Consider the following 17,268-nt stretch of genomic DNA (forward strand, 5'->3'; position numbering starts at 1 on the left):
GGATGGAATTGCCGGTCCGACAGGGACCGCGGTGGTTTGGAGCAAGCAAAGGCAGGCTGACACGGATATCGACGCGGGGGGCGGGCGAATGACAGGGCAGGAGACCTGGAAAAAACTGTCGCATGAGGCGGGGAGTGCAAGCAGGCCGGGGGCGGTGAGGCTTGCCGGAAGCCATGTCGGGCTTTCGCCGCTGCGGCTCGAAGACGCCGAGGGCATTTTCGAGCTTACCCATGCCAGCGGGCGCGACGAGATCTGGGCCGAGATGAAAATAGGACCCTTCGACGGGATCGAGTCTTTCCAGGCCCATGTCGGCGAACTTCTGAACGACCAGTCCCGCACGATACTGACGTTGCGCACGATCGCGGACGGACCGCCGGCAGGCTGGCTGTGCCTGATGGAGGCCAGGCCCGCGCATCGGGTTATCGAACTGGGCTATGTGCTGTTCGCGCCGCCGCTGCAGCGGACCATCGCCGCCAGCGAGGCGCTGTTCCTGATCATGCGGCACATCTTCGACGATCTCGGCTACAGGCGTCTGGAATGGACCTGCACCACGGACAACGCAAAATCCCGGCGGGCGGCCGACCGGCTGGGCTTCGCCTTCGAAGGCATATTGCGCGACGGCCTCGTTCTGAAAGGCCGCACGCGCGACATCTGCATGTATTCGATGCTGGCGCGCGAATGGGCGCTTGTCGGGCCGGCCTTCCGGGCGTGGCTGTCGCCGGACAATTTCTCCGAGGGCCGCCAGATCAGGTCCTTGCTGGAGATTAGAGGAACCTCGATGCATGTCGCGCAAAGCGACCCCGGCTAGGCCGGCGTCGCTTCACCGCGTGCCCCCACGCATGGCCGGATCGCCCACTCGCGCGAACAGGCGTTTGCCCATCTCCAGGAATTCCACCTTGTAGAAGTCGCGGCGGCTCAACGGTTCGGCGATGTCGCGGTTGCGCACCGGCAGCACAAAGCCGAATTCTCCGCCTTTTTGCCCGCCGCGATCGGTCCAGTATTCGTCCATGTCGGCGCGCTTGCGGGCGCGTTTGACCGACGCGCGGAAATTGATGGTGTGCCTGGTGTCGGAGACGCCGAGGAAATAATGGGCGCCGCCGCCAATCGCAATGCCTTCCATGATGAGCAATGCCGCATCCTTCGGCCTCAGCCCGCACATGTCGCGCGTGGCGTCGATGACGGCGCGCTTGGCCGCCGGCTTCGAGCTGCCCTGCAGTCCGCCGATCGCCACGGTGTAGCGGTCGGCGCCCAGGGGATAGAGAATGAAGCTCAGCCTGACCAGGTCGAGCCGGTCGCTCTGCCGCGTCAGCTTGATCGAGAAGGCGCCCTCGTGGCTGGTGCCGGAATGGACCGACAGTCGCATGGTGAGCGCATAGGCGTCGCGCCGCCCGCGAACCAGGCCGATATCCATCGGCCTTCCCAACCAGGCGGCCTCCAGCATGCCGCGCGGCAGGCCTGCCGCGGCGAGCTCGAAATGGCCGGCCAGCAGATCGAAGCCACGCAGGTCCGGCAGGCCGAGCGCGAAGAACTTGTAGGGCTTCTTGCGCAACAGGTCGTCATGGGGCCGGCTGAGCCCGTGCCGGCGCCGGTAGTCGATGACGAAGCGGAACCATTTGAAGGAGCTGACCGGCTTGCAGGCGAAGCGGCTGAGGAAAATTCGGGATTGGCGCGGCCCCAGCCGCCCGCACAGGCTCATGACCTGACCAGCCACGGCGGCGGTTTCCCGCAGCCGGTCGCGCCCGTTCGTTTCAGTCGTCAAGATATGTCCCACGGCGATTGCGCGGCGGAGTTAGCCTCGAAGCATTACGCGGACATTGCGCGAGTGGGCTTCGTCAGACGGCTTCCGCGCCCTGTTTGCGTGTCAGGCGGGCAACGCGGCATTGCCAAATGCTGTCCCGCCGGCGTTGCGCGCCAGAAACGGATTGACACCGCAACGCATCGAGGCGGATGTGGCGCGGTTACTGCTGCAAGGGGCTGAAATGAAGAAAACCTATCAGAAGCCGGCGTTCGCTCGCCGGCAGAAACTGTCCGCCATCACGGCGGCTCCCGCGCTGTCGAACGGCAAGAAGCCTGTCTAATCCAGGCCCGGCAAGCATCCGGCCTAACCCGGCAAGGTGATTTCCCGGCTGAGCTTGACCAGGTCGCCGCGCGTGTGGCGGCCTGTCTTCTCGAACACTTTCAACAGATGGCTTCGCACCGTGCTTGGCGCCACGCCCAACGTGCGTGCGATGTCCGCGGTCTTTTCGCCAGCCACCACCAGTTCGAACACGCGCTGTTCCGCCGGCGTCAGTTCGTAGAGCAGGCGCATGGCGTCGGCCGGCATTTCCAGCGGCGCGGCGGCATCGCCGATGAACACGGCGACGGCCGCGCGGCGGTCGAGCCCGCCGCGCAGCGAGCGGTTTTCGAGCGGCATCACCTGCACGGCGAGCGCCGTGCCGTCGCGCGACTTCGCGGCGATGCCGATGCCGCGCCGGCCGAGTTCCTGCTCGGCGTGCGCCGCCGCCTGCACCGCGGCTTGCAGCCGGTTCGGCACGAGTTCGCGCGCCAGCGTGAGCTTGCCGCGCACCGACGATATCGGATCGCCATTGGCCAGCATGGCGCGGGCGGCGGAATTGGCATGCACGATCGCCATGTCCTGGGCGACCAGCACAACGGCCGAGCGCGTCGCGTCGAGCGCGGCCTCGAAGGTGGTGGCGGCCGACGTCGCGACGTCGAGGATCCGGCTGATGGTGACGGCGCGGCGCAGATGCGGCGCCAGCAGGCGCAGGCCCTCCATCTCGCGCTCGGTCAGCGGCGGGGCGGATTCGTGGCGGCCAAGCCCGAGATTGCCGACCATCGTGCGGTCCCGCGCCAGTATGATGCCGATCTGGTCGACGAGGCCGAGCGGCCGCACCCATTCCTCGTAGAAACGGTTTCCATTCCAGATCTCGGGGCCGGTGACCGTCGACTGGAGGACCGGCTCCTCCAGCGGGAATTCGGCCATCCGGGCCAAACCGCCCCAAAGCTGGATGACGTCGTCATTATAGGCGCTCATCCCGGCGAGGTATCCGTCGGGAATGTTGGTGGTCACCTGTACCACCCCGGTGCCGGTTGGCAACGCGATCACAGAGAGGGCGCCCAGATGGAAGCCGAAATGGCTCCGCATGTCGTCGAGCGCCTTCTGCCAGAGATCGGGTTCGATGACGGCGTCATAGAATGTGCCGATCATGCCGGCGAGTTCGGAAAATTCATCTGTCAAGATCTGCTCTCCCCCGAAAGCGCCAACTCATGGAAATACAGCATAGTGCGGGTGTCTTGGCTAGGTTGCTTAATCAAGCCATCGAGTTAATCGCGCGGGCGCCGGCGATAGATTGAAACAAACGTCGCCGTATCCACCAGTTGGTGGATGCCGTCACCGAATGCCGTCGCTAGCTTCTTGCCGAATTGCGAATCTTGCGTTCGATCGGGCGGGGGCTTTACGGATGGGAAATTGGTGCGGCAGGACGGGTGATCTTTTGTCGGGTGGCGGCCTGGGTCGGTCTGGCCTGGTGGGGCTTGTCCGGCCGGGTGGGCTCGCCAGAGTCTCGACGATCGTGTTCGGCATGGCCATGTGTTCGACGACGTGGGCCTTCGCCGATGATTGCGGCGACGGGTCGGGCCTGGACGGCGCGTATGCCTGCGGTTCGGGCGCCATCGCCAGCGACAGCCCGGCCAACAGCGCATTCGGCAACAATGCCTTTGCCTTTAGCGACGGCGGCAACACCGCGGTCGGGGCGGCTTCGACTGCCGGCATTGGTGCCAACAACACGGCTCTCGGCTACAATGCGGCAGCATATGGCAATGGCGCCACCGCAATCGGACAAGGTGCCAATGCCACCTTTGACGGGTCCACCGCTTTGGGCCAAGGCGTTGCCACCACGCGAGCAAACCAGGTTGCCATCGGCACCGGCCAGTCGACCTACACGCTGGCCGGCCTTCCCTCGGCCGCCAGCACCAGCGCCCAGTCCGGCACCACCTACATCGTAACGACAGACAGCGCGGGCAATCTGGCGGCCTCGACATTCGACCTGGCCACGCTGTCGGCCCTGCCCGCGGCGGTGGCGCAGAACAGTTCCGATATCACCGCCCTGCAAGGCACGGTTAGCGGCCACACAACCGAGTTGGCCGACCATGAAACGCGCATCACCAACAATGAGAGCGACATTGCGCAGCACACCACCCAGATCGCGTCGCTCGACACGCGCGTGACCACCAACACCACCGACATTGCGACCAATACCGGCAACATAGCCATCAACACAGCCAACATCGCCACAAACACGGCCAACATCGCCACGAATACCACCAACATCGCGTTGCTAGATGGCCGGGTCGGAAGCCTGGAGAGCGGGCTCAACGCCGTGAACGGCCGGATCGACAAGGCGTTTGAGGGAACCGCCATGGCGCTGGCGATGGCCGGCAGCGGCCTTCCCGGCGACAAGAACTACGCCGTCTCGCTCAACTGGGGCACGTTCCAGGGCGAGAACGCCTTCGCCGGCAGCGCGCAGGCCCGCATCAGCGAGAATGTCATCCTGAGCGGCGGCATCGGCGTGGGCGCCAGCAATCACACCGTTGGCGGCCGCGCCGGCGTCACCGTCGCCTGGTAGCTGCGGCGCCAACGAGATACGCGGCATGCGATCCAGTCAGCGAACCGCCCTGTATCGGGTCTGGCGGCGAGGGGCAGTCGTCGCGGGGTGGCTCGCGCTCGCCACCCTTGCCAGCCCGCTTGCACCGCCGGCGCTGGCGCAGGCCAGGACGTCCGACAAGGGGCAGGCCAAGCCGGCGCAGATCGACCGCAACGCCGTGCTGATCCTGACACGCAGCACGCTGCTGGCGCTCGACCATGCCAACAAGACCGGCAATTACACGGTGCTGCGCGATCTCGGCTCGCCGAATTTCCAGGCCAACAGCGCCGCGCAACTCGGCGAGATCTTCGCCGCCCAGCGCAAGCAGGCGCTCGATTTCAGCGCCATAGCGGTGCTGGAGCCGCAACTCACCCTCTTGCCGCAGATCGAGCCGGGCGGCATGCTGCATATGGCGGGGTTCTTTCCCTCGGCGCCGATGCAGATCGATTTCGAGCTTCTGTTCGAGCCGGTGGACCGGCAATGGAAGATCTTCGGCGTGTCGGTCAACCTCACGCCCGGCGGTCCGCAAGCCCCGGACAAGCCCGCGGGCGACCGGCCCAAACCGGCGCCGGCCGCGGCGCCACCAGAGGCGCCATCGATTTCGGTCGGCAAGAAACCCAAGCCGTCCAAGCCCTGATATCCAGGCTTCGGGCTGGACCCGCAAGGTCAGGGATCATCGCCTTGCGTCTGCAACGGGCCAGCCGGGGCGATGAAGCGCAAGGTCGCCCCAAGGGAGCGCAACGGAACGGACCGATCTTGCCAGGGCGGGCATGTCGGCCATTGCGGCCGGCGCGGCTTGCTGTATGGTTTGGCGAACGCCAGCTTGCCCGGCATCGAACCGCCCCGGTTTGCTTGTAGGACCAAGGTCTTGGGTGATGGTGTGCAAAGGTCCTGCCGGCCACGTTCGGTTCCGGCAATGTCCATTGGACGTTCCCTTATTTTAGTCAATTGAGATATACGGATGGGGGCGCGTTGGGTGAGGCGCGAGCGGGTAGGGCGCAGCTTCGATGGTCCCTGCGTCGCCGTCGATAACCGGCTACCAGCCCATCCATTCACGGGTGCGCCAAGCCAGACCCGCAAAGGGCGCCATAAGCACAATCACCACGAACATCAGCGTGAAGGGATGCTTGGTCACGGAGGGTCTGGGAGCCATAATGGTCTTCGTCCTTGCTGAAATCCATTTGCCTGAAGGCTGCTTGCCTGTGGACAATGCCTCCGGGATCACGCCGACAACGTCGCCTGACGCACATGGTTGCATCGTCAGCCGACATCAATTCGCGACACCGGAACCGGGCGTCGGGCCCGGCGTTGTTGCCCCGTGAACGGCGAGGCTGCCACCTCCGCCGTCATGTTTGAAGGTTCGTCCTGCTCCCGGCAGGACGAACCTTTTCGGTGCCTCGCAAAGGCGTGAAAACGAGCGCCCTGGCTGTATGTAGATTTACGTCCGACCATGCCGCCAGAATGAGAAAAAGCCCGCCGTGGCATTGCGGCCATGACGGGCTTTTCCGTGGTTGGTCGCGAAAGCCTATTCGGCGGCGGCCAGCTTGTCCTGCGTCTTCGTCTCGAAATCGCTGGCGTCGTGGCGTTCGTGCAACTGCATGGCCGGCTCGCCGAAGGCGCGGTTGACCATGCGGCCGCGCTTGACCGCCGGGCGCTCGTCGATGGCCTTGGCCCAGCGCTGGACATGCTTGTATTCCTGCACCGACAGGAACTCGGCGGAATCATTGTACATGCGGCCGAGCGCCAGCCCGCCATACCAGGGCCACACCGCCATGTCGGCGATCGAATAGTCCTTGCCGCCGAGATAGTCCGTTTCGGCCAGCCGGCGGTCGAGCACGTCCATCTGGCGCTTTACCTCCATCGAGAAGCGGTCGATGGCGTATTCGAATTTTTCCGGCGCATAGGCGTAGAAATGGCCGAAGCCGCCGCCGAGATAGGGGGCTGAGCCCATCTGCCAGAACAGCCAGGACAGCACTTCGGCGCGCGCCGGCTGTTCGGTGGGCAGGAAGGCGCCGAATTTCTCGGCCAGATAGACCAGGATCGAGCCGGATTCGAAGATGCGCACCGGCGTCTTGCCACTGCGGTCCATCAAGGCGGGGATCTTGGAGTTGGGATTGACCTCGACGAAGCCGCTGCCGAACTGGTCGCCATCGTTGATGCGGATGATCCAGGCGTCGTATTCCGCGCCCTTGTGGCCAAGCGCCAGCAGTTCCTCCAGCATCACCGTCACCTTGACGCCGTTGGGCGTCGCCAGCGAATAGAGCTGCAGCGGGTGCTTGCCGACGGGCAGTTCCTTCTCGTGCGTCGGCCCGGCGATCGGCCGGTTGATGCTGGCGAAAGCGCCGCCGCTCGGCTTGTTCCAGGTCCATACTTTCGGCGGGGTGTAGTCGGTCATGTCGGGCCTCGGGTGGTGGGAAGGATGGGTTTCCGACCTAAACCTAGGGCCGTAGATGAAGAAGTTCAACTTGCGTTGAACTATTGGTAGCGGTTGCGCTGCCCCTCATTGCCCTGCCGGGCATTTCTCCCCGTATAGTGACGGGGAGAAAGACGCTGTGTCAGGCGATTTCGCCAATCACCGGCGTCGCAAGAAAAAGGCGCCGAGGTTGGGGCCAGCTTCCTTCTCCCCGTCACTATACGGGGAGAAGGTGCCGGCAGGCGGATGAGGGGCGGCGCGGCCCTTCGCGATTGGACTGCTGCTTGCCCTTGCGCCATCCTCTCCAAGGCATACCTATAAGGCAAAGCATTCGCATTCGCAGGACAAGCAGCATGACCGTCAATCCCAATCCGCGCTCCGTCGTCGCCGTGCGGGCCACCATTCCCGAAGACGCCTTCACCGCCGGCGCGCTGGGCACGCTCAGGGAAGGCAGCGGCGTCGTCATCCGCGACGACGGGCTGGTGCTGACCATCGGCTATCTCATCACCGAGGCGGACGAGGTGTGGCTGACCGCGCATGATGGCCGGGTTATCCCCGCGCACGCGCTGGCCTATGACCAGGAATCGGGCTTCGGGCTGGTCCAGGCGCTGGCGCCGACCGGCCTGCCGGCGGTGGCGCTGGGCGATGCCGGCAAGGCCAGGATCGGCGATCAGGTCGTGCTCGCCGACGGCATCGGCAGGGCGGTCGAGGCCAAGATCGTCACCAAGCAGGAGTTCGCCGGTTATTGGGAGTATCTGCTCGACGAGGCGATCTTCATCGCCCCGGCGCATCCGTCCTGGGGCGGGGCGCCGCTGTTCAATGCCGACGGCGCGCTGATCGGCATCGGCTCGCTGCGCCTGCAGATGAGCCGCGCCGGCGAGGTCGCCGACATCAACATGATCGTACCGATCGACCTGTTGCCGCCGATCCTCGACGATCTCCTCACGCGCGGCCGGGTGGCCAAGCCGCCGCGCCCGTGGCTCGGCGCGCTCTCGGCCGAAAGCGACGGCAAGGTGGTGGTGATGAGCGTGACCGAGGGCGGCCCGGCCGCCAAGGCCGGGTTGCGCGAGGGCGATGTCATCTCCGAGGTGCGCGACGGCGCGGTCGACGGGCTCGCTGATTTCTACCGCAAGCTGTGGGAAAGCGGTTCGGCCGGCGCCGAAATCCCGATGCGGGTGGTGCGCGACGGCCGCGAGACCTGGCTGCGCGTCAAATCCGCTGATCGCGGCAGTTTCTTGAAGAAGCCGCAGCTGCAGTAGCCTGACGTCGGCCGGGCCATGCACCCCAGATTGCTGCGCACCTTCCTTGCCGTGGCGCGCAGCCGCAACATCACGCGCGCCGCCGAGGCGGTGCATCTCGCGCAATCCAGCGTCAGCGACCAGGTCCAGGCGCTGGAGGCCGAACTGGGCGCCGCGCTATTCACCCGTTCGAAGTCCGGGCTCGAGCTGACGCCGGCAGGGTTGGCGCTGAAGCCGATCGCAGAGAACCTGCTGCGGCTTGATGGCGAGGCGCGCGCCGCGGTGCAGGCGGCGTCCGGCACAAGCGGCGGCGAGGTTGCCATCGGCGCGCTGGAGACCATTGCCTCATCTCGGCTGGCGCCCTGGCTGCCGGGGTTTCAGGCCCGCCACCCCGACATTACCGTGCGCATGAAAGTGGCCGACAGCGGCACCCTGCTGCGCCAGCTGGAGGACGGCGAGATCGATGCCGCCTTCTGCTTTGACCGCCGTGACGGCGCAAAATCCGCCGCCAGCGAACGCCTGGCTACGCGCACGATCGGCAACGAACCGCTGGTGCTGGTCTCGGCTCCCGCGCAGGAGACGGCGCCACGCGACCTCGCGGCGCTTGCCGGGCTGCGCTTCGTGGCGACCGAGCCCGGATGCGTCTACCGGCATATGTTGGACGCTGCTTTCGCCGGCGCGGGCGTGGCGACGCCGGACCTTGCGGCCGAAGTCGGCAGCATCGGCGCCATTGCGCGGCTGGTGGCGGCCGGGGCAGGGCTTGGACTGGTGCCGAAGCTTGCCGTGGGCGGCGCGCTGGCACGCGGCGAACTCGCCGAACTGCCCTGGCCCGGCGAGATGCCGACGGCGCTGCTGGTGATGATCTGGCGGCGGCGGCGCGTCCAGACGCCGGCGCTGCGCCAGTTGCTCGCCGCCATGCGCGCCGTGCCGGTGGCGCAACGCCCCGAAGCCGCTTCAGGCGATGAATCGTCAGGCCGCCGCAAGCTGTTGTTCGCGCAGGAATCCTGACGGCCTCCGGCTAGACCAGCCGGTGCCCGCCTTCGACATGCAGCGTCGTGCCCGTGGTGAATCCATTGCCGATGAGGAAGGCAATGGCGTCGGCGATGTCGTCGGGCTGACCGACCCGGCCGACCGGCAGCCGCCCGGCCATCGCGGCCAGGGTCTCCGCTTTCCTGTCGCCGGCAACCTGGGCCCAGATTTCGGTGTCGACCCAGCCGAGCGAAACGGCGTTGACGCGGATCGGCGCCAGTTCGACGGCAAGCGCGCGCACCAGCCCTTCGAGCGCGGCATTGACGGCGGCGACGACCGAGCCGCGCGCAGCCGGCCGATAGGCGGCGATGCCGGAAACGAAGGTCATCGAGCCGCTCGCGGCCAATCGTGGCGCGCCATGCTTGGCCAGAAGCAGCGGACCGAAGAGCTTGCTGTCGACCACGCGCTGCGCCGCCTTCAGGTCGAGGTCCGGCAGCAGCCTGTAGGCGCCCTCTATGTCGGCGGCCGTGCTGACGATGTGATCCAGCCCGCCGATCCCGGCGAACAGCGCCGCGACCTCGTCCTCCCGCGCGATGTCGGCGACGGTGACTTCCAGGCAGGCGGGATTGCCCAGCGCCTTGCGCGCCTGCTGCAACCTGTCCTCGCTGCGCCCGGCGATGATGACCGAGGCGCTGGCTTCCACGCAACGCCGGGCGAGTGCCAGGCCCATGCCGGAGCCGCCGCCGAGGATCAGGATCTTCTGGTTCGAAATGCTCATATGTCTCTGCCTTTGTTTTGAAGGGACAAGGGCAGGGAATTGGCAGGCCGACGCGGCGAGGGGAAACGGAAGAAACCGATAGTGTCATCGGAGATGCCGATGGTGTGGGACGCGGCCGGAAGCCTGGCCAGGTCGAGCTTGAGCGCCCCCCTCTGTCCTGCCGGACATCTCCCCCACATGGGGGGAGATTGGCAGCTTGGGCGCCCGCGCGTTTTGAAATCCGCTGACGATTGGCGAAGGCCTGGACGAGACTAATCTCCCCCCTCGTGGGGGAGATGTCCGGCAGGACAGAGGGGGGCGCGAAGGAGCGCCTGCCTGCGTTCTTAATCCCGCTCGGCGCTCGCGAACACCACTAGGTTCCCGTCGGGATCACGCATGCGCATGATCCAGAAATCGTCGGCTTTCTCGATCGGTCCGGGTTCGAGTCCGGCGTCCACCAGCCGCCGCCGCTCCGGCGCCAGCGGCAGCACGCCGAGCGTCAGCGTCGAGGTGCCGGCTTTCTCCTTGTCCTCGAACAACTGAATCTCGGCGCTGTCGGTGAATTGCCATTCGGCCAGTCCGGGCATCGGCCGGCGCAGCGGCGGCTTGCCAAAAAGCTTTTCGTACCAGCCAATGCTGGCTTCGAGGTCGGAGCAACTGACATGGGCGAAAATGGTTTCGATTGCCATTGGAGACCTCCACTGGACGGTGCACTCTTGCCGCAACGCAGCACTAGGTGGCACGTTCCGGTGCTTCCTGGCAGCGCGCTCCATTGCTGGCGAAAACTGACAGTGGATCATGCCATGATGCGGAATCGCATGATAACGGAGGCAAGATGTCAGTGACGCCAGAGATAACAGCACCGAACAGGGAGGTCTCCTGATGGCGCCGGTCAAGGTCGATCCGGACAAGGTCCGCGAATTCCCGGATTCGGCGAGTTTTCATGCCTGGCTCGCTGGGCACCACGCCACGGAAACCGAAGTGTGGATCAAGGTGCACAAGGTAGGCTCAGGGCTGAAGTCGATCACGCCCAAGGAGGCGATCGACGTGGTGCTGTGCTTCGGCTGGATCGACGCGGTGCGCAAGGGGCTGGACGACAAGAGCTTCCTGCAGCGCTACACGCCGCGCGGCAGGAAGAGCATCTGGAGCAAGATCAACATCGACAATGTCGCGCGGCTGGTGGAGGAGGGCCGCATGACCGCCCATGGGCTGAAGGAGGTCGATGCCGCCAAGGCGGATGGTCGCTGGGCGCGCGCCTATGCCAGCGGCAAGGAGATGAAGATCCCCGACGATTTGCAGGCGGCGATCGACGCCGAGCCGGCGGCGAAGGCGATGCTGGAAACGCTCAGCGCGCAAAACCGCTTCTCGCTCGCCTTCCGCACACACAACATGAAGACCGAGGCGGGACGCAAGAAGAAGATCGAGACCTTCGTCGCCATGCTGAAGCGCGGCGAGACGATCTATCCGCAGGGTAAGAAATAGGTTTTCAGGCTGCCCGTGAGGCGGTTCGCGGCTTGAATCGCCAGATCGCTTCAAGCAGCTGTTTTCGAACAAGAAAAAGCCGCCCCGCTTTCGCGGATGGCGGCCTTTTCCCGGGAGGAAGTCAGAAGAGGGAGGAAGTCAGAAGTAGGTGGATATCAAGCGGCCTTGGCGGGCTTCTTGTGGGTGTGCTTGTGGTGATGCTTCTTGGCGACGTGCCGGTGGCCGTGCTTCTTGCCCATGTGATGACGGTGGCCGTGCTTGTGCATATGCCTGTGGTGCTTCCTGTGGTGGCGGTGATGCTTCCGGTGATGCTTGTGCGCGGCCTTGACCGGTGCCTTCGCCGCGTCCGCGGCAGCGGGAGCCGCCGGAGCGGTCGTGGTGGCAGGAGCAGTCGTGGTGGCCGGAGCGGTCGTCGTCGCCGGAGCGGTCGTCGTGGTGGTGGTCGAGTCCGCATAGGCGGTGCCGACAACAGGCATTGCCAGACCGAGAGCGATGGCCAGGCCGAGCGCGGAGAGGATGGGCTTGTTCATGATAGGCTTTCCTTGTTGAGGGTTGCTGTCACTGGTCGAGATCTACCGGCGTCACGCCGAGGAGTTTCAGGGCGTTGGCGTAGGTGCGGATGCCTTGCGCCTGCTTGCGCTCGGCGCAGAACCGGCTCGCCTTGTCCTGGAGTTCCGTTGCCTCTGCGATCTGGCTCGCACTGGCCCCGGGTTTGGCCCTGGTCTGGATGGCTCCGTCGAGTTGAAGACCGAGCCGGCTGCAGTATTCGCTCCGGGTGACCGCCGCTTCCGCGTCCGACTGCGCGACCGCCAGCATGGCGAGCGAAATGCCTGCGAGGGCACCCATCCATCCGGTCGAACGTCGTTGCATTGTCGGGACCATCCCTTTGCGTTTTGTGGCCGCTGCTGTTTGGCTGCCATGGGGATGGTTATGACAGGCGATTTTTTCGCCAGTTTTTCCCGGATGTTGAATCTTGTTTCTGGATTGTGTCTGAGAGCTGCCTCTTCCTTCTCCCCTTGTGGGATAAGGTGGCCTCGCGAAGCGAGGTCGGATGAGGGGTGTTCCAGGGAACGCCAACGTCTCACTTCGCTGGAACACCCCTCATCCGTCTCGGCGCTATCGCGCCGATCCACCTTCTCCCTCAAGGGGAGAAGGAAGAGCGCCGCGTCCGCTGCGGCGCTTCTGCCTCTTCCCCCGGCACCGTCCTTCGCGTAAGGCCCCGGGGAAATCCTCCCAAGTTTCAATTCCCCTGGACTGCACATGATCAGACTGGAAAACATCGGCAAGCAGAACGGCCGTCAGCTTGTCTTCATCGAGGCGTCGGCCGCCTTGCAGAAGGGTGAGAAGGTCGGCCTTGTCGGTCCCAACGGCGCCGGCAAGACGACGCTGTTTCGCATGATCACCGGGCAGGAACTGCCCGATGAAGGCCAGGTGCAGGTCGATCGCGGCGTCACCATCGGCTATTTCAGCCAGGATGTCGGCGACATGGCGGGCCATAGCGCCGTCGCCGAGGTGATGAACGGCGCCGGGCCGGTCAGCGAGGTGGCGGCCGAGATGGCGGAACTGGAAGCCGCCATGGCCGACCCCGACCAGGCCGACCGCATGGACGAGATCATCGAGAAGTATGGCGAGGCGCAGCACCGTTTCGAGGAACTCGACGGCTATGCGCTCGACGGCCGCGCCCGCGAGGTGCTCGATGGTCTGGGTTTTTCGCAAGAGATGATGGACGGCGATGTCGGCAAGCTGTCCGGCGGCTGGAAGATGCGTGTGGCGCTGGCCCGCATCCTTCTGATGCGGCCCGACGTGATGCTGCTCGACGAACCGTCCAACCATCTCGACCTCGAAAGCCTGATCTGGCTGGAGCAGTTCCTGAAGGGCTATGACGGCGCTTTGCTGATGACCTCGCACGACCGCGAATTCATGAACCGCATCGTCAACAAGATCGTCGAGATCGACGCCGGCTCGCTCACCGCCTATTCCGGCAATTACGAATTCTACCAGCAGCAGCGCGCCATCGCCGACAAGCAGCAGCAGGCGCAGTTCGAGCGCCAGCAGGCGATGCTGGCCAAGGAGATCGCCTTCATCGAGCGCTTCAAGGCGCGCGCTTCCCATGCCGCGCAGGTGCAGAGCCGGGTGAAGAAGCTCGACAAGATCGACCGCGTCGAGCCGCCCAAGCGCCGCCAGGTGGTGAATTTCGAGTTCCAGCCGGCGCCGCGCTGCGGCGAGGACGTCGTGACCCTGAAGAACGTGCACAAGGCCTATGGCAGCCGCACCATCTATGAAGGGCTGGACTTCCAGGTCCGCCGGCGCGAGCGCTGGTGCATCATGGGCGTCAACGGCGCCGGCAAGTCGACGCTGCTGAAGCTGGTGGCCGGCGCTTCAGACCCCGACACCGGCACGGTGGCGCGGGGGCCGAGCGTGAAGATGGGCTATTTCGCCCAGCACGCCATGGAACTGCTGGAGGGCGAGCGCACCGTGTTCCAGACGCTCGAGGACAATTTCCCGCAGGCAGGGCAGGCGCCGCTCAGGGCGCTCGCCGGCTGCTTCGGCTTTTCCGGCGACGAGATCGAAAAGAAATGCCGGGTGCTGTCGGGCGGCGAGAAGGCGCGGCTGGTGATGGCGCTGATGCTGTTCGACCCGCCCAATCTTCTGGTACTCGACGAGCCGACCAACCATCTCGACATCGCAACCAAGCAGATGCTGATCGAGGCGCTGTCGCAATATGAGGGCACGATGCTGTTCGTCTCGCACGACCGGCATTTTCTCGCCGCGCTGTCGAACCGCGTTCTGGAACTGACGCCCGAAGGCATCCACACCTATGGCGGCGGCTATACCGAATATGTCGAGCGCACCGGGCACGAGGCGCCGGGGCTGCGCAGTTAAGCTTTCGGGACTATGGCACGAAGCGCGCCGCATGATTTTCGGCGACGCGCTTCAGTGTGTTGTCGCTATCTCAGTGAGATGGCCAAGCCGCTGAGATCGGCGTTGACCTGCAGCCCCACCTGCTTGCCGGTGAGTTCGAGCTGGGCGCCCCTGTCGTTGGTCATCACGATCACCTGCGCGCCCTTGCCGAGCGCGCCGCCGCCGCCGGCCGCGCCGTAGACGCCGGTCACGTCGCGCACGTTGCGGATGTGGCGCACAGTGCCCCGGTAATAGGTCTTGGAAACGCCGAAGGCGAGGCCGCCCGAGACGCCGCCGATCGAGATCGGATAGGTCTTGCCGCGGAAGGTGAACGTGCCATCGCCGCCGGAGCCGCCGACGAAGAACGCCGCCTTGTAGACGGAAAAGCGGATCGTGCCGCTGTCGGCATGCGCGGCGCTGGCAAAGCCGAGACTGGCGGTGGCGATTGCGGCAACCGCGAGGGAACGAAATCCGGTCGAAAGATTCATGGTGAGAGCTCCTGGAGAGTCGCCGCCTTGCCCGTCGGCCAAGATGTCAGCGTCGCATTGAAGTTTCAACTGAACAGTCTCGCCCGCCATTTGGTTCCAAGGCCCGGGGCCTGAATCTGGCGGGAAAGGCCAGCGCGAAGCAGGGTGGGGCGGTTTCATGGCGGCCGACTGCTTGTGGCAGGAGGAATTCCCTGTACTCTCGGAAATGGCTGGCAAGGGCTTCGGGATGAGAATTGCACTGGAAATTGCAATGTCCGCACTGGCGGCGGCATTGGCCGGATGCGCGACCTCTCCGGTCGACTATGGAGCGTCGCTTTCGGCGCAGGACCCCAAATGGGCATCGCCGCAATGCCTTCAGGCCCGCAAGGCGGCCGCGGACTACGCGGCGCGCGAACAGACGCACCCCGGCTGGGAATTCGCGGCGCTCGGCCCATACGGGCTGGGCATCATCGCCGCCACCAAGGAGGCCGAGCAGAAGCAGCGCAGGCTCCACGCCCGTGACGTGCATCTGCAGTGCTCGAGCCTGCCGCTGCCGAAGGAGTTGCAGGGCGATATGAGTCCGGCGGGCGAGAAGGCGAAATATCCGTAGTAATCCCTCTTCATGGCTGCAGGTTTGCCGCCGCTTATCTCATGTCTCGGATGTTACCGCCGCCGATGGGCGCCGTCACAACAAAGGCAGTCCGTGTCGAGGCACTAGCGTCGAGGTATGTTCGTCTTGGTGAAGACCGCTTCTGCTTTATCAGCTTCACTGGATGTCTCTACAATTTCGTAGGCCGACGACGACACTGAATGAGCGGGCGGCAGCACCAGAGGCGGGAAGATCTGATTAATTCTATTTATGACCCATGCCACAGCAGACATCGCCGCCACGTGGCCTACGATGCACACGAGCAGGATTTTCGGCCCTTCAGTGCGCTCGATCCAATGCGCTATTCTCAACCATACCGGTGCAATTGCGAAGCCTGCAAAGAACAAACAGTAAAGAAGGACGAGGGTAATCCTCGATACCCGGTAGACGCGCGAGTTGTTGGTCATGTGGGAATTGTGATTGGTCGATATTTAGAATCCCTAAAACAGTGAGGTTGGAATTGACCTATCCATCTGAGGTATTACCGATAATCCTTTAGCGAGTGTGCCTAGCAGTCAGCTTAGGCCGTTGGATCGGCTTAACCCCATCGACATCGGCGGACGGAACGGCTTGCTCACGCACATCGGGTTGCCGGTAGCGACGTTAATCAGTCCGAGGCGGTGGACGCGTGTTTATGTCAGCAGCCCTTGGAACGGAAACGCAGCGGCGAAGTTCTTAGCGTCAGGACAAGCGAAGGGACATCGCACATGCTGACCGCCGTTCGAGCCATGATTGGCCAGGCCCGCACCACCGCCGCCAAGAGCGAGCCGGAAGCACCGGCAATCCGACCGCTGCCGATCTCCAGGGAAATCGATACCCTGACAGCGATCCGGCTGATCGATATGGCCGGTCTGGGCGCCTGGTCGCAGGACCGTTGACCGGTTTGGATCTTACGGCTCGAGCTCACGAGGGCGAGTTGACCGCGAATTGCGCGGCGAACGCCCTGGCATAGGCGGGCCGGGCTTCTCCGCGCGCCACATAGGCCGCGAGGTTCGGATACTCATCCAGTATGCCCGACATTCTCAGGCGAAGCAGCACCGAGACCATCAATAGGTCGCCCGCGCTGAACGCACCGTCCAGCCATTCGGCAGCGCCGAGGTAAGCCGAGAGCTGGGCCATGCGGGCGCGAACGCGGTCCTTCACCAGGGGCAGGCGCTCCGCGCTCCAGGGCTTGTCGGCTTCGAATATTCTTGCCGTCGTCAAGTCGAGGATCGGCGGCTCGATGGTGTTGACCGCGGCGAACATCCAGCTGATCGCGCGGGCGCGGGCGTCGCTATCCCCGGGCAGCAGGCCCGCATGCCGCTCGGCCAGATGAAGGACGATCGAGCCGGTCTCGAACAGGCAGAGCGAACCCTCCTCATAGGTGGGAATCTGGCCGAACGGGTGGATGGCCAGATGATCCGGCGCCTTCATTGCGGCGGAGGAAAGGTAACGAACCTCATAAGCTTGCCCCACTTCCTCCAGCGCCCAGCGAACGCGCGTATCGCGCGCCAGTCCGCGACCCTGGTCGGGAGATCGGTCGAAGGCTGTGATGGTGGGCATCATGCGCTGGGCTCCGGTTGGTTGGTTCGATACACAAAGGACGAACGGCGCCAGCGGTTCCCGACAGGAGGCTTCGTTTTTTCCAGGGAGTGGCGACGGTGAAGCTGCCAATCTCCCCCCTTGAGGGGGAGATGTCCGACAGGACAGAGGGGGGCGCTGTCCCGCCGTCCTTCTCCATTGGCCACCTATGGCTGCGTGCGTCCTTCG

General features: G+C 64.8%; 20 protein-coding genes. 10 read left to right on the top strand and 10 right to left on the bottom strand.

Annotation, left to right across the window (positions count from 1 at the left end; translation table 11 throughout):
- The first annotated feature begins 88 nt into the window (after positions 1–88).
- Positions 89–808, top strand: a complete 720-nt coding sequence (locus tag J0I79_RS06960; RefSeq protein WP_292855985.1) for a GNAT family protein — start codon at positions 89–91, stop codon at positions 806–808.
- Between the two features lie 12 nt (positions 809–820).
- Here the strand turns inward: J0I79_RS06960 and J0I79_RS06965 are convergent, their stop codons facing one another.
- A complete protein-coding gene (locus J0I79_RS06965; protein ID WP_292855986.1) occupies positions 821–1,759 on the bottom strand; it encodes a DUF535 family protein in 939 nt (312 codons plus the stop codon).
- Positions 1,760–1,814: 55 nt separating this feature from the next.
- Between J0I79_RS06965 and J0I79_RS06970 the strand changes: the two genes are divergently transcribed.
- Positions 1,815–2,078, top strand: a complete 264-nt coding sequence (locus tag J0I79_RS06970) for a hypothetical protein (protein ID WP_292855987.1) — start codon at positions 1,815–1,817, stop codon at positions 2,076–2,078.
- 23 nt (positions 2,079–2,101) lie between these two features.
- On the opposite strand, the gene J0I79_RS06975 is transcribed toward J0I79_RS06970, so the two are convergent.
- A complete protein-coding gene (locus J0I79_RS06975; protein WP_292855989.1) occupies positions 2,102–3,238 on the bottom strand; it encodes a helix-turn-helix transcriptional regulator in 1,137 nt (378 codons plus the stop codon).
- 223 nt (positions 3,239–3,461) lie between these two features.
- Between J0I79_RS06975 and J0I79_RS06980 the strand changes: the two genes are divergently transcribed.
- Together J0I79_RS06980 and J0I79_RS06985 are read left to right on the top strand one after the other, a co-directional pair.
- Positions 3,462–4,625, top strand: a complete 1,164-nt coding sequence (locus tag J0I79_RS06980) for a YadA-like family protein (protein WP_292855990.1) — start codon at positions 3,462–3,464, stop codon at positions 4,623–4,625.
- Positions 4,626–4,650: 25 nt separating this feature from the next.
- A complete protein-coding gene (locus J0I79_RS06985; protein WP_292855992.1) occupies positions 4,651–5,280 on the top strand; it encodes a hypothetical protein in 630 nt (209 codons plus the stop codon).
- An 888-nt stretch (positions 5,281–6,168) separates the two neighbouring features.
- On the opposite strand, the gene yghU is transcribed toward J0I79_RS06985, so the two are convergent.
- Positions 6,169–7,038 (bottom strand): glutathione-dependent disulfide-bond oxidoreductase, encoded by an 870-nt coding sequence (gene yghU / locus J0I79_RS06990; protein WP_292855994.1) that lies wholly within the window; start codon positions 7,036–7,038, stop codon positions 6,169–6,171.
- Between the two features lie 371 nt (positions 7,039–7,409).
- Here yghU and J0I79_RS06995 point away from each other — a divergent pair, with 371 nt between their 5' ends.
- Together J0I79_RS06995 and J0I79_RS07000 are read left to right on the top strand one after the other, a co-directional pair.
- Positions 7,410–8,315 (top strand): S1C family serine protease, encoded by a 906-nt coding sequence (locus tag J0I79_RS06995; RefSeq protein ID WP_292855996.1) that lies wholly within the window; start codon positions 7,410–7,412, stop codon positions 8,313–8,315.
- An 18-nt stretch (positions 8,316–8,333) separates the two neighbouring features.
- Positions 8,334–9,302 carry a LysR family transcriptional regulator gene (locus J0I79_RS07000; RefSeq protein WP_292855998.1) on the top strand — a complete coding sequence of 323 codons (969 nt, stop codon included), beginning with the start codon at positions 8,334–8,336 and terminating at the stop codon, positions 9,300–9,302.
- Between the two features lie 10 nt (positions 9,303–9,312).
- Here the strand turns inward: J0I79_RS07000 and J0I79_RS07005 are convergent, their stop codons facing one another.
- On the bottom strand, positions 9,313–10,041 hold the full coding sequence (locus tag J0I79_RS07005) for an SDR family oxidoreductase (protein ID WP_292856000.1): 729 nt from the start codon (positions 10,039–10,041) through the stop codon (positions 9,313–9,315).
- Between the two features lie 323 nt (positions 10,042–10,364).
- A complete protein-coding gene (locus tag J0I79_RS07010) occupies positions 10,365–10,709 on the bottom strand; it encodes a VOC family protein (RefSeq protein WP_292856002.1) in 345 nt (114 codons plus the stop codon).
- Between the two features lie 193 nt (positions 10,710–10,902).
- Between J0I79_RS07010 and J0I79_RS07015 the strand changes: the two genes are divergently transcribed.
- Positions 10,903–11,502 (top strand): YdeI/OmpD-associated family protein, encoded by a 600-nt coding sequence (locus J0I79_RS07015; protein ID WP_292856004.1) that lies wholly within the window; start codon positions 10,903–10,905, stop codon positions 11,500–11,502.
- Positions 11,503–11,657: 155 nt separating this feature from the next.
- Here J0I79_RS07015 and J0I79_RS07020 read toward each other — a convergent pair whose 3' ends face one another.
- Together J0I79_RS07020 and J0I79_RS07025 are read right to left on the bottom strand one after the other, a co-directional pair.
- On the bottom strand, positions 11,658–12,032 hold the full coding sequence (locus J0I79_RS07020) for a hypothetical protein (RefSeq protein WP_292856006.1): 375 nt from the start codon (positions 12,030–12,032) through the stop codon (positions 11,658–11,660).
- Between the two features lie 28 nt (positions 12,033–12,060).
- Positions 12,061–12,348, bottom strand: a complete 288-nt coding sequence (locus J0I79_RS07025) for a hypothetical protein (protein WP_292856008.1) — start codon at positions 12,346–12,348, stop codon at positions 12,061–12,063.
- 414 nt (positions 12,349–12,762) lie between these two features.
- Between J0I79_RS07025 and J0I79_RS07030 the strand changes: the two genes are divergently transcribed.
- The gene (locus tag J0I79_RS07030; RefSeq protein ID WP_292856010.1) at positions 12,763–14,385 is read left to right on the top strand and encodes an ABC-F family ATP-binding cassette domain-containing protein; all 1,623 of its coding nucleotides are present in this window, start codon (positions 12,763–12,765) and stop codon (positions 14,383–14,385) included.
- 65 nt (positions 14,386–14,450) lie between these two features.
- On the opposite strand, the gene J0I79_RS07035 is transcribed toward J0I79_RS07030, so the two are convergent.
- Complete coding sequence (locus tag J0I79_RS07035) at positions 14,451–14,891, bottom strand: hypothetical protein (RefSeq protein ID WP_292856012.1); 441 nt, start codon at positions 14,889–14,891, stop codon at positions 14,451–14,453.
- A 226-nt stretch (positions 14,892–15,117) separates the two neighbouring features.
- Between J0I79_RS07035 and J0I79_RS07040 the strand changes: the two genes are divergently transcribed.
- Complete coding sequence (locus J0I79_RS07040) at positions 15,118–15,480, top strand: hypothetical protein (protein WP_292856086.1); 363 nt, start codon at positions 15,118–15,120, stop codon at positions 15,478–15,480.
- 104 nt (positions 15,481–15,584) lie between these two features.
- On the opposite strand, the gene J0I79_RS07045 is transcribed toward J0I79_RS07040, so the two are convergent.
- A complete protein-coding gene (locus J0I79_RS07045; protein WP_292856014.1) occupies positions 15,585–15,926 on the bottom strand; it encodes a hypothetical protein in 342 nt (113 codons plus the stop codon).
- A 300-nt stretch (positions 15,927–16,226) separates the two neighbouring features.
- Here J0I79_RS07045 and J0I79_RS07050 point away from each other — a divergent pair, with 300 nt between their 5' ends.
- Entirely contained in the window at positions 16,227–16,397 is a 171-nt protein-coding gene (locus tag J0I79_RS07050) for a hypothetical protein (RefSeq protein ID WP_292856015.1), read from the top strand.
- Positions 16,398–16,422: 25 nt separating this feature from the next.
- On the opposite strand, the gene J0I79_RS07055 is transcribed toward J0I79_RS07050, so the two are convergent.
- Positions 16,423–17,064 carry a glutathione S-transferase family protein gene (locus J0I79_RS07055; RefSeq protein WP_292856016.1) on the bottom strand — a complete coding sequence of 214 codons (642 nt, stop codon included), beginning with the start codon at positions 17,062–17,064 and terminating at the stop codon, positions 16,423–16,425.
- Positions 17,065–17,268: the final 204 nt, after the last annotated feature.

Source organism: Mesorhizobium sp., assembly GCF_017306585.1.
Taxonomy (GTDB): domain Bacteria; phylum Pseudomonadota; class Alphaproteobacteria; order Rhizobiales; family Rhizobiaceae; genus Mesorhizobium.

Bases quoted from the DNA above. Each gene is read 5' to 3' on its own strand.
- J0I79_RS06960 (WP_292855985.1), top strand. From the start codon at position 89: ATGACAGGGCAGGAGACCTGGAAAAAACTGTCGCATGAGGCGGGGAGT.
- J0I79_RS07055 (WP_292856016.1), bottom strand. From the start codon at position 17,064: ATGATGCCCACCATCACAGCCTTCGACCGATCTCCCGACCAGGGTCGC.
- J0I79_RS07040 (WP_292856086.1), top strand. From the start codon at position 15,118: ATGAGAATTGCACTGGAAATTGCAATGTCCGCACTGGCGGCGGCATTG.
- J0I79_RS07005 (WP_292856000.1), bottom strand. From the start codon at position 10,041: ATGAGCATTTCGAACCAGAAGATCCTGATCCTCGGCGGCGGCTCCGGC.
- J0I79_RS07050 (WP_292856015.1), top strand. From the start codon at position 16,227: ATGCTGACCGCCGTTCGAGCCATGATTGGCCAGGCCCGCACCACCGCC.
- J0I79_RS06985 (WP_292855992.1), top strand. From the start codon at position 4,651: ATGCGATCCAGTCAGCGAACCGCCCTGTATCGGGTCTGGCGGCGAGGG.
- J0I79_RS07015 (WP_292856004.1), top strand. From the start codon at position 10,903: ATGGCGCCGGTCAAGGTCGATCCGGACAAGGTCCGCGAATTCCCGGAT.
- J0I79_RS06980 (WP_292855990.1), top strand. From the start codon at position 3,462: ATGGGAAATTGGTGCGGCAGGACGGGTGATCTTTTGTCGGGTGGCGGC.
- J0I79_RS07030 (WP_292856010.1), top strand. From the start codon at position 12,763: ATGATCAGACTGGAAAACATCGGCAAGCAGAACGGCCGTCAGCTTGTC.
- J0I79_RS07035 (WP_292856012.1), bottom strand. From the start codon at position 14,891: ATGAATCTTTCGACCGGATTTCGTTCCCTCGCGGTTGCCGCAATCGCC.
- J0I79_RS06995 (WP_292855996.1), top strand. From the start codon at position 7,410: ATGACCGTCAATCCCAATCCGCGCTCCGTCGTCGCCGTGCGGGCCACC.
- J0I79_RS07025 (WP_292856008.1), bottom strand. From the start codon at position 12,348: ATGGGTGCCCTCGCAGGCATTTCGCTCGCCATGCTGGCGGTCGCGCAG.
- J0I79_RS07020 (WP_292856006.1), bottom strand. From the start codon at position 12,032: ATGAACAAGCCCATCCTCTCCGCGCTCGGCCTGGCCATCGCTCTCGGT.
- J0I79_RS07000 (WP_292855998.1), top strand. From the start codon at position 8,334: ATGCACCCCAGATTGCTGCGCACCTTCCTTGCCGTGGCGCGCAGCCGC.
- J0I79_RS07045 (WP_292856014.1), bottom strand. From the start codon at position 15,926: ATGACCAACAACTCGCGCGTCTACCGGGTATCGAGGATTACCCTCGTC.
- yghU (WP_292855994.1), bottom strand. From the start codon at position 7,038: ATGACCGACTACACCCCGCCGAAAGTATGGACCTGGAACAAGCCGAGC.
- J0I79_RS07010 (WP_292856002.1), bottom strand. From the start codon at position 10,709: ATGGCAATCGAAACCATTTTCGCCCATGTCAGTTGCTCCGACCTCGAA.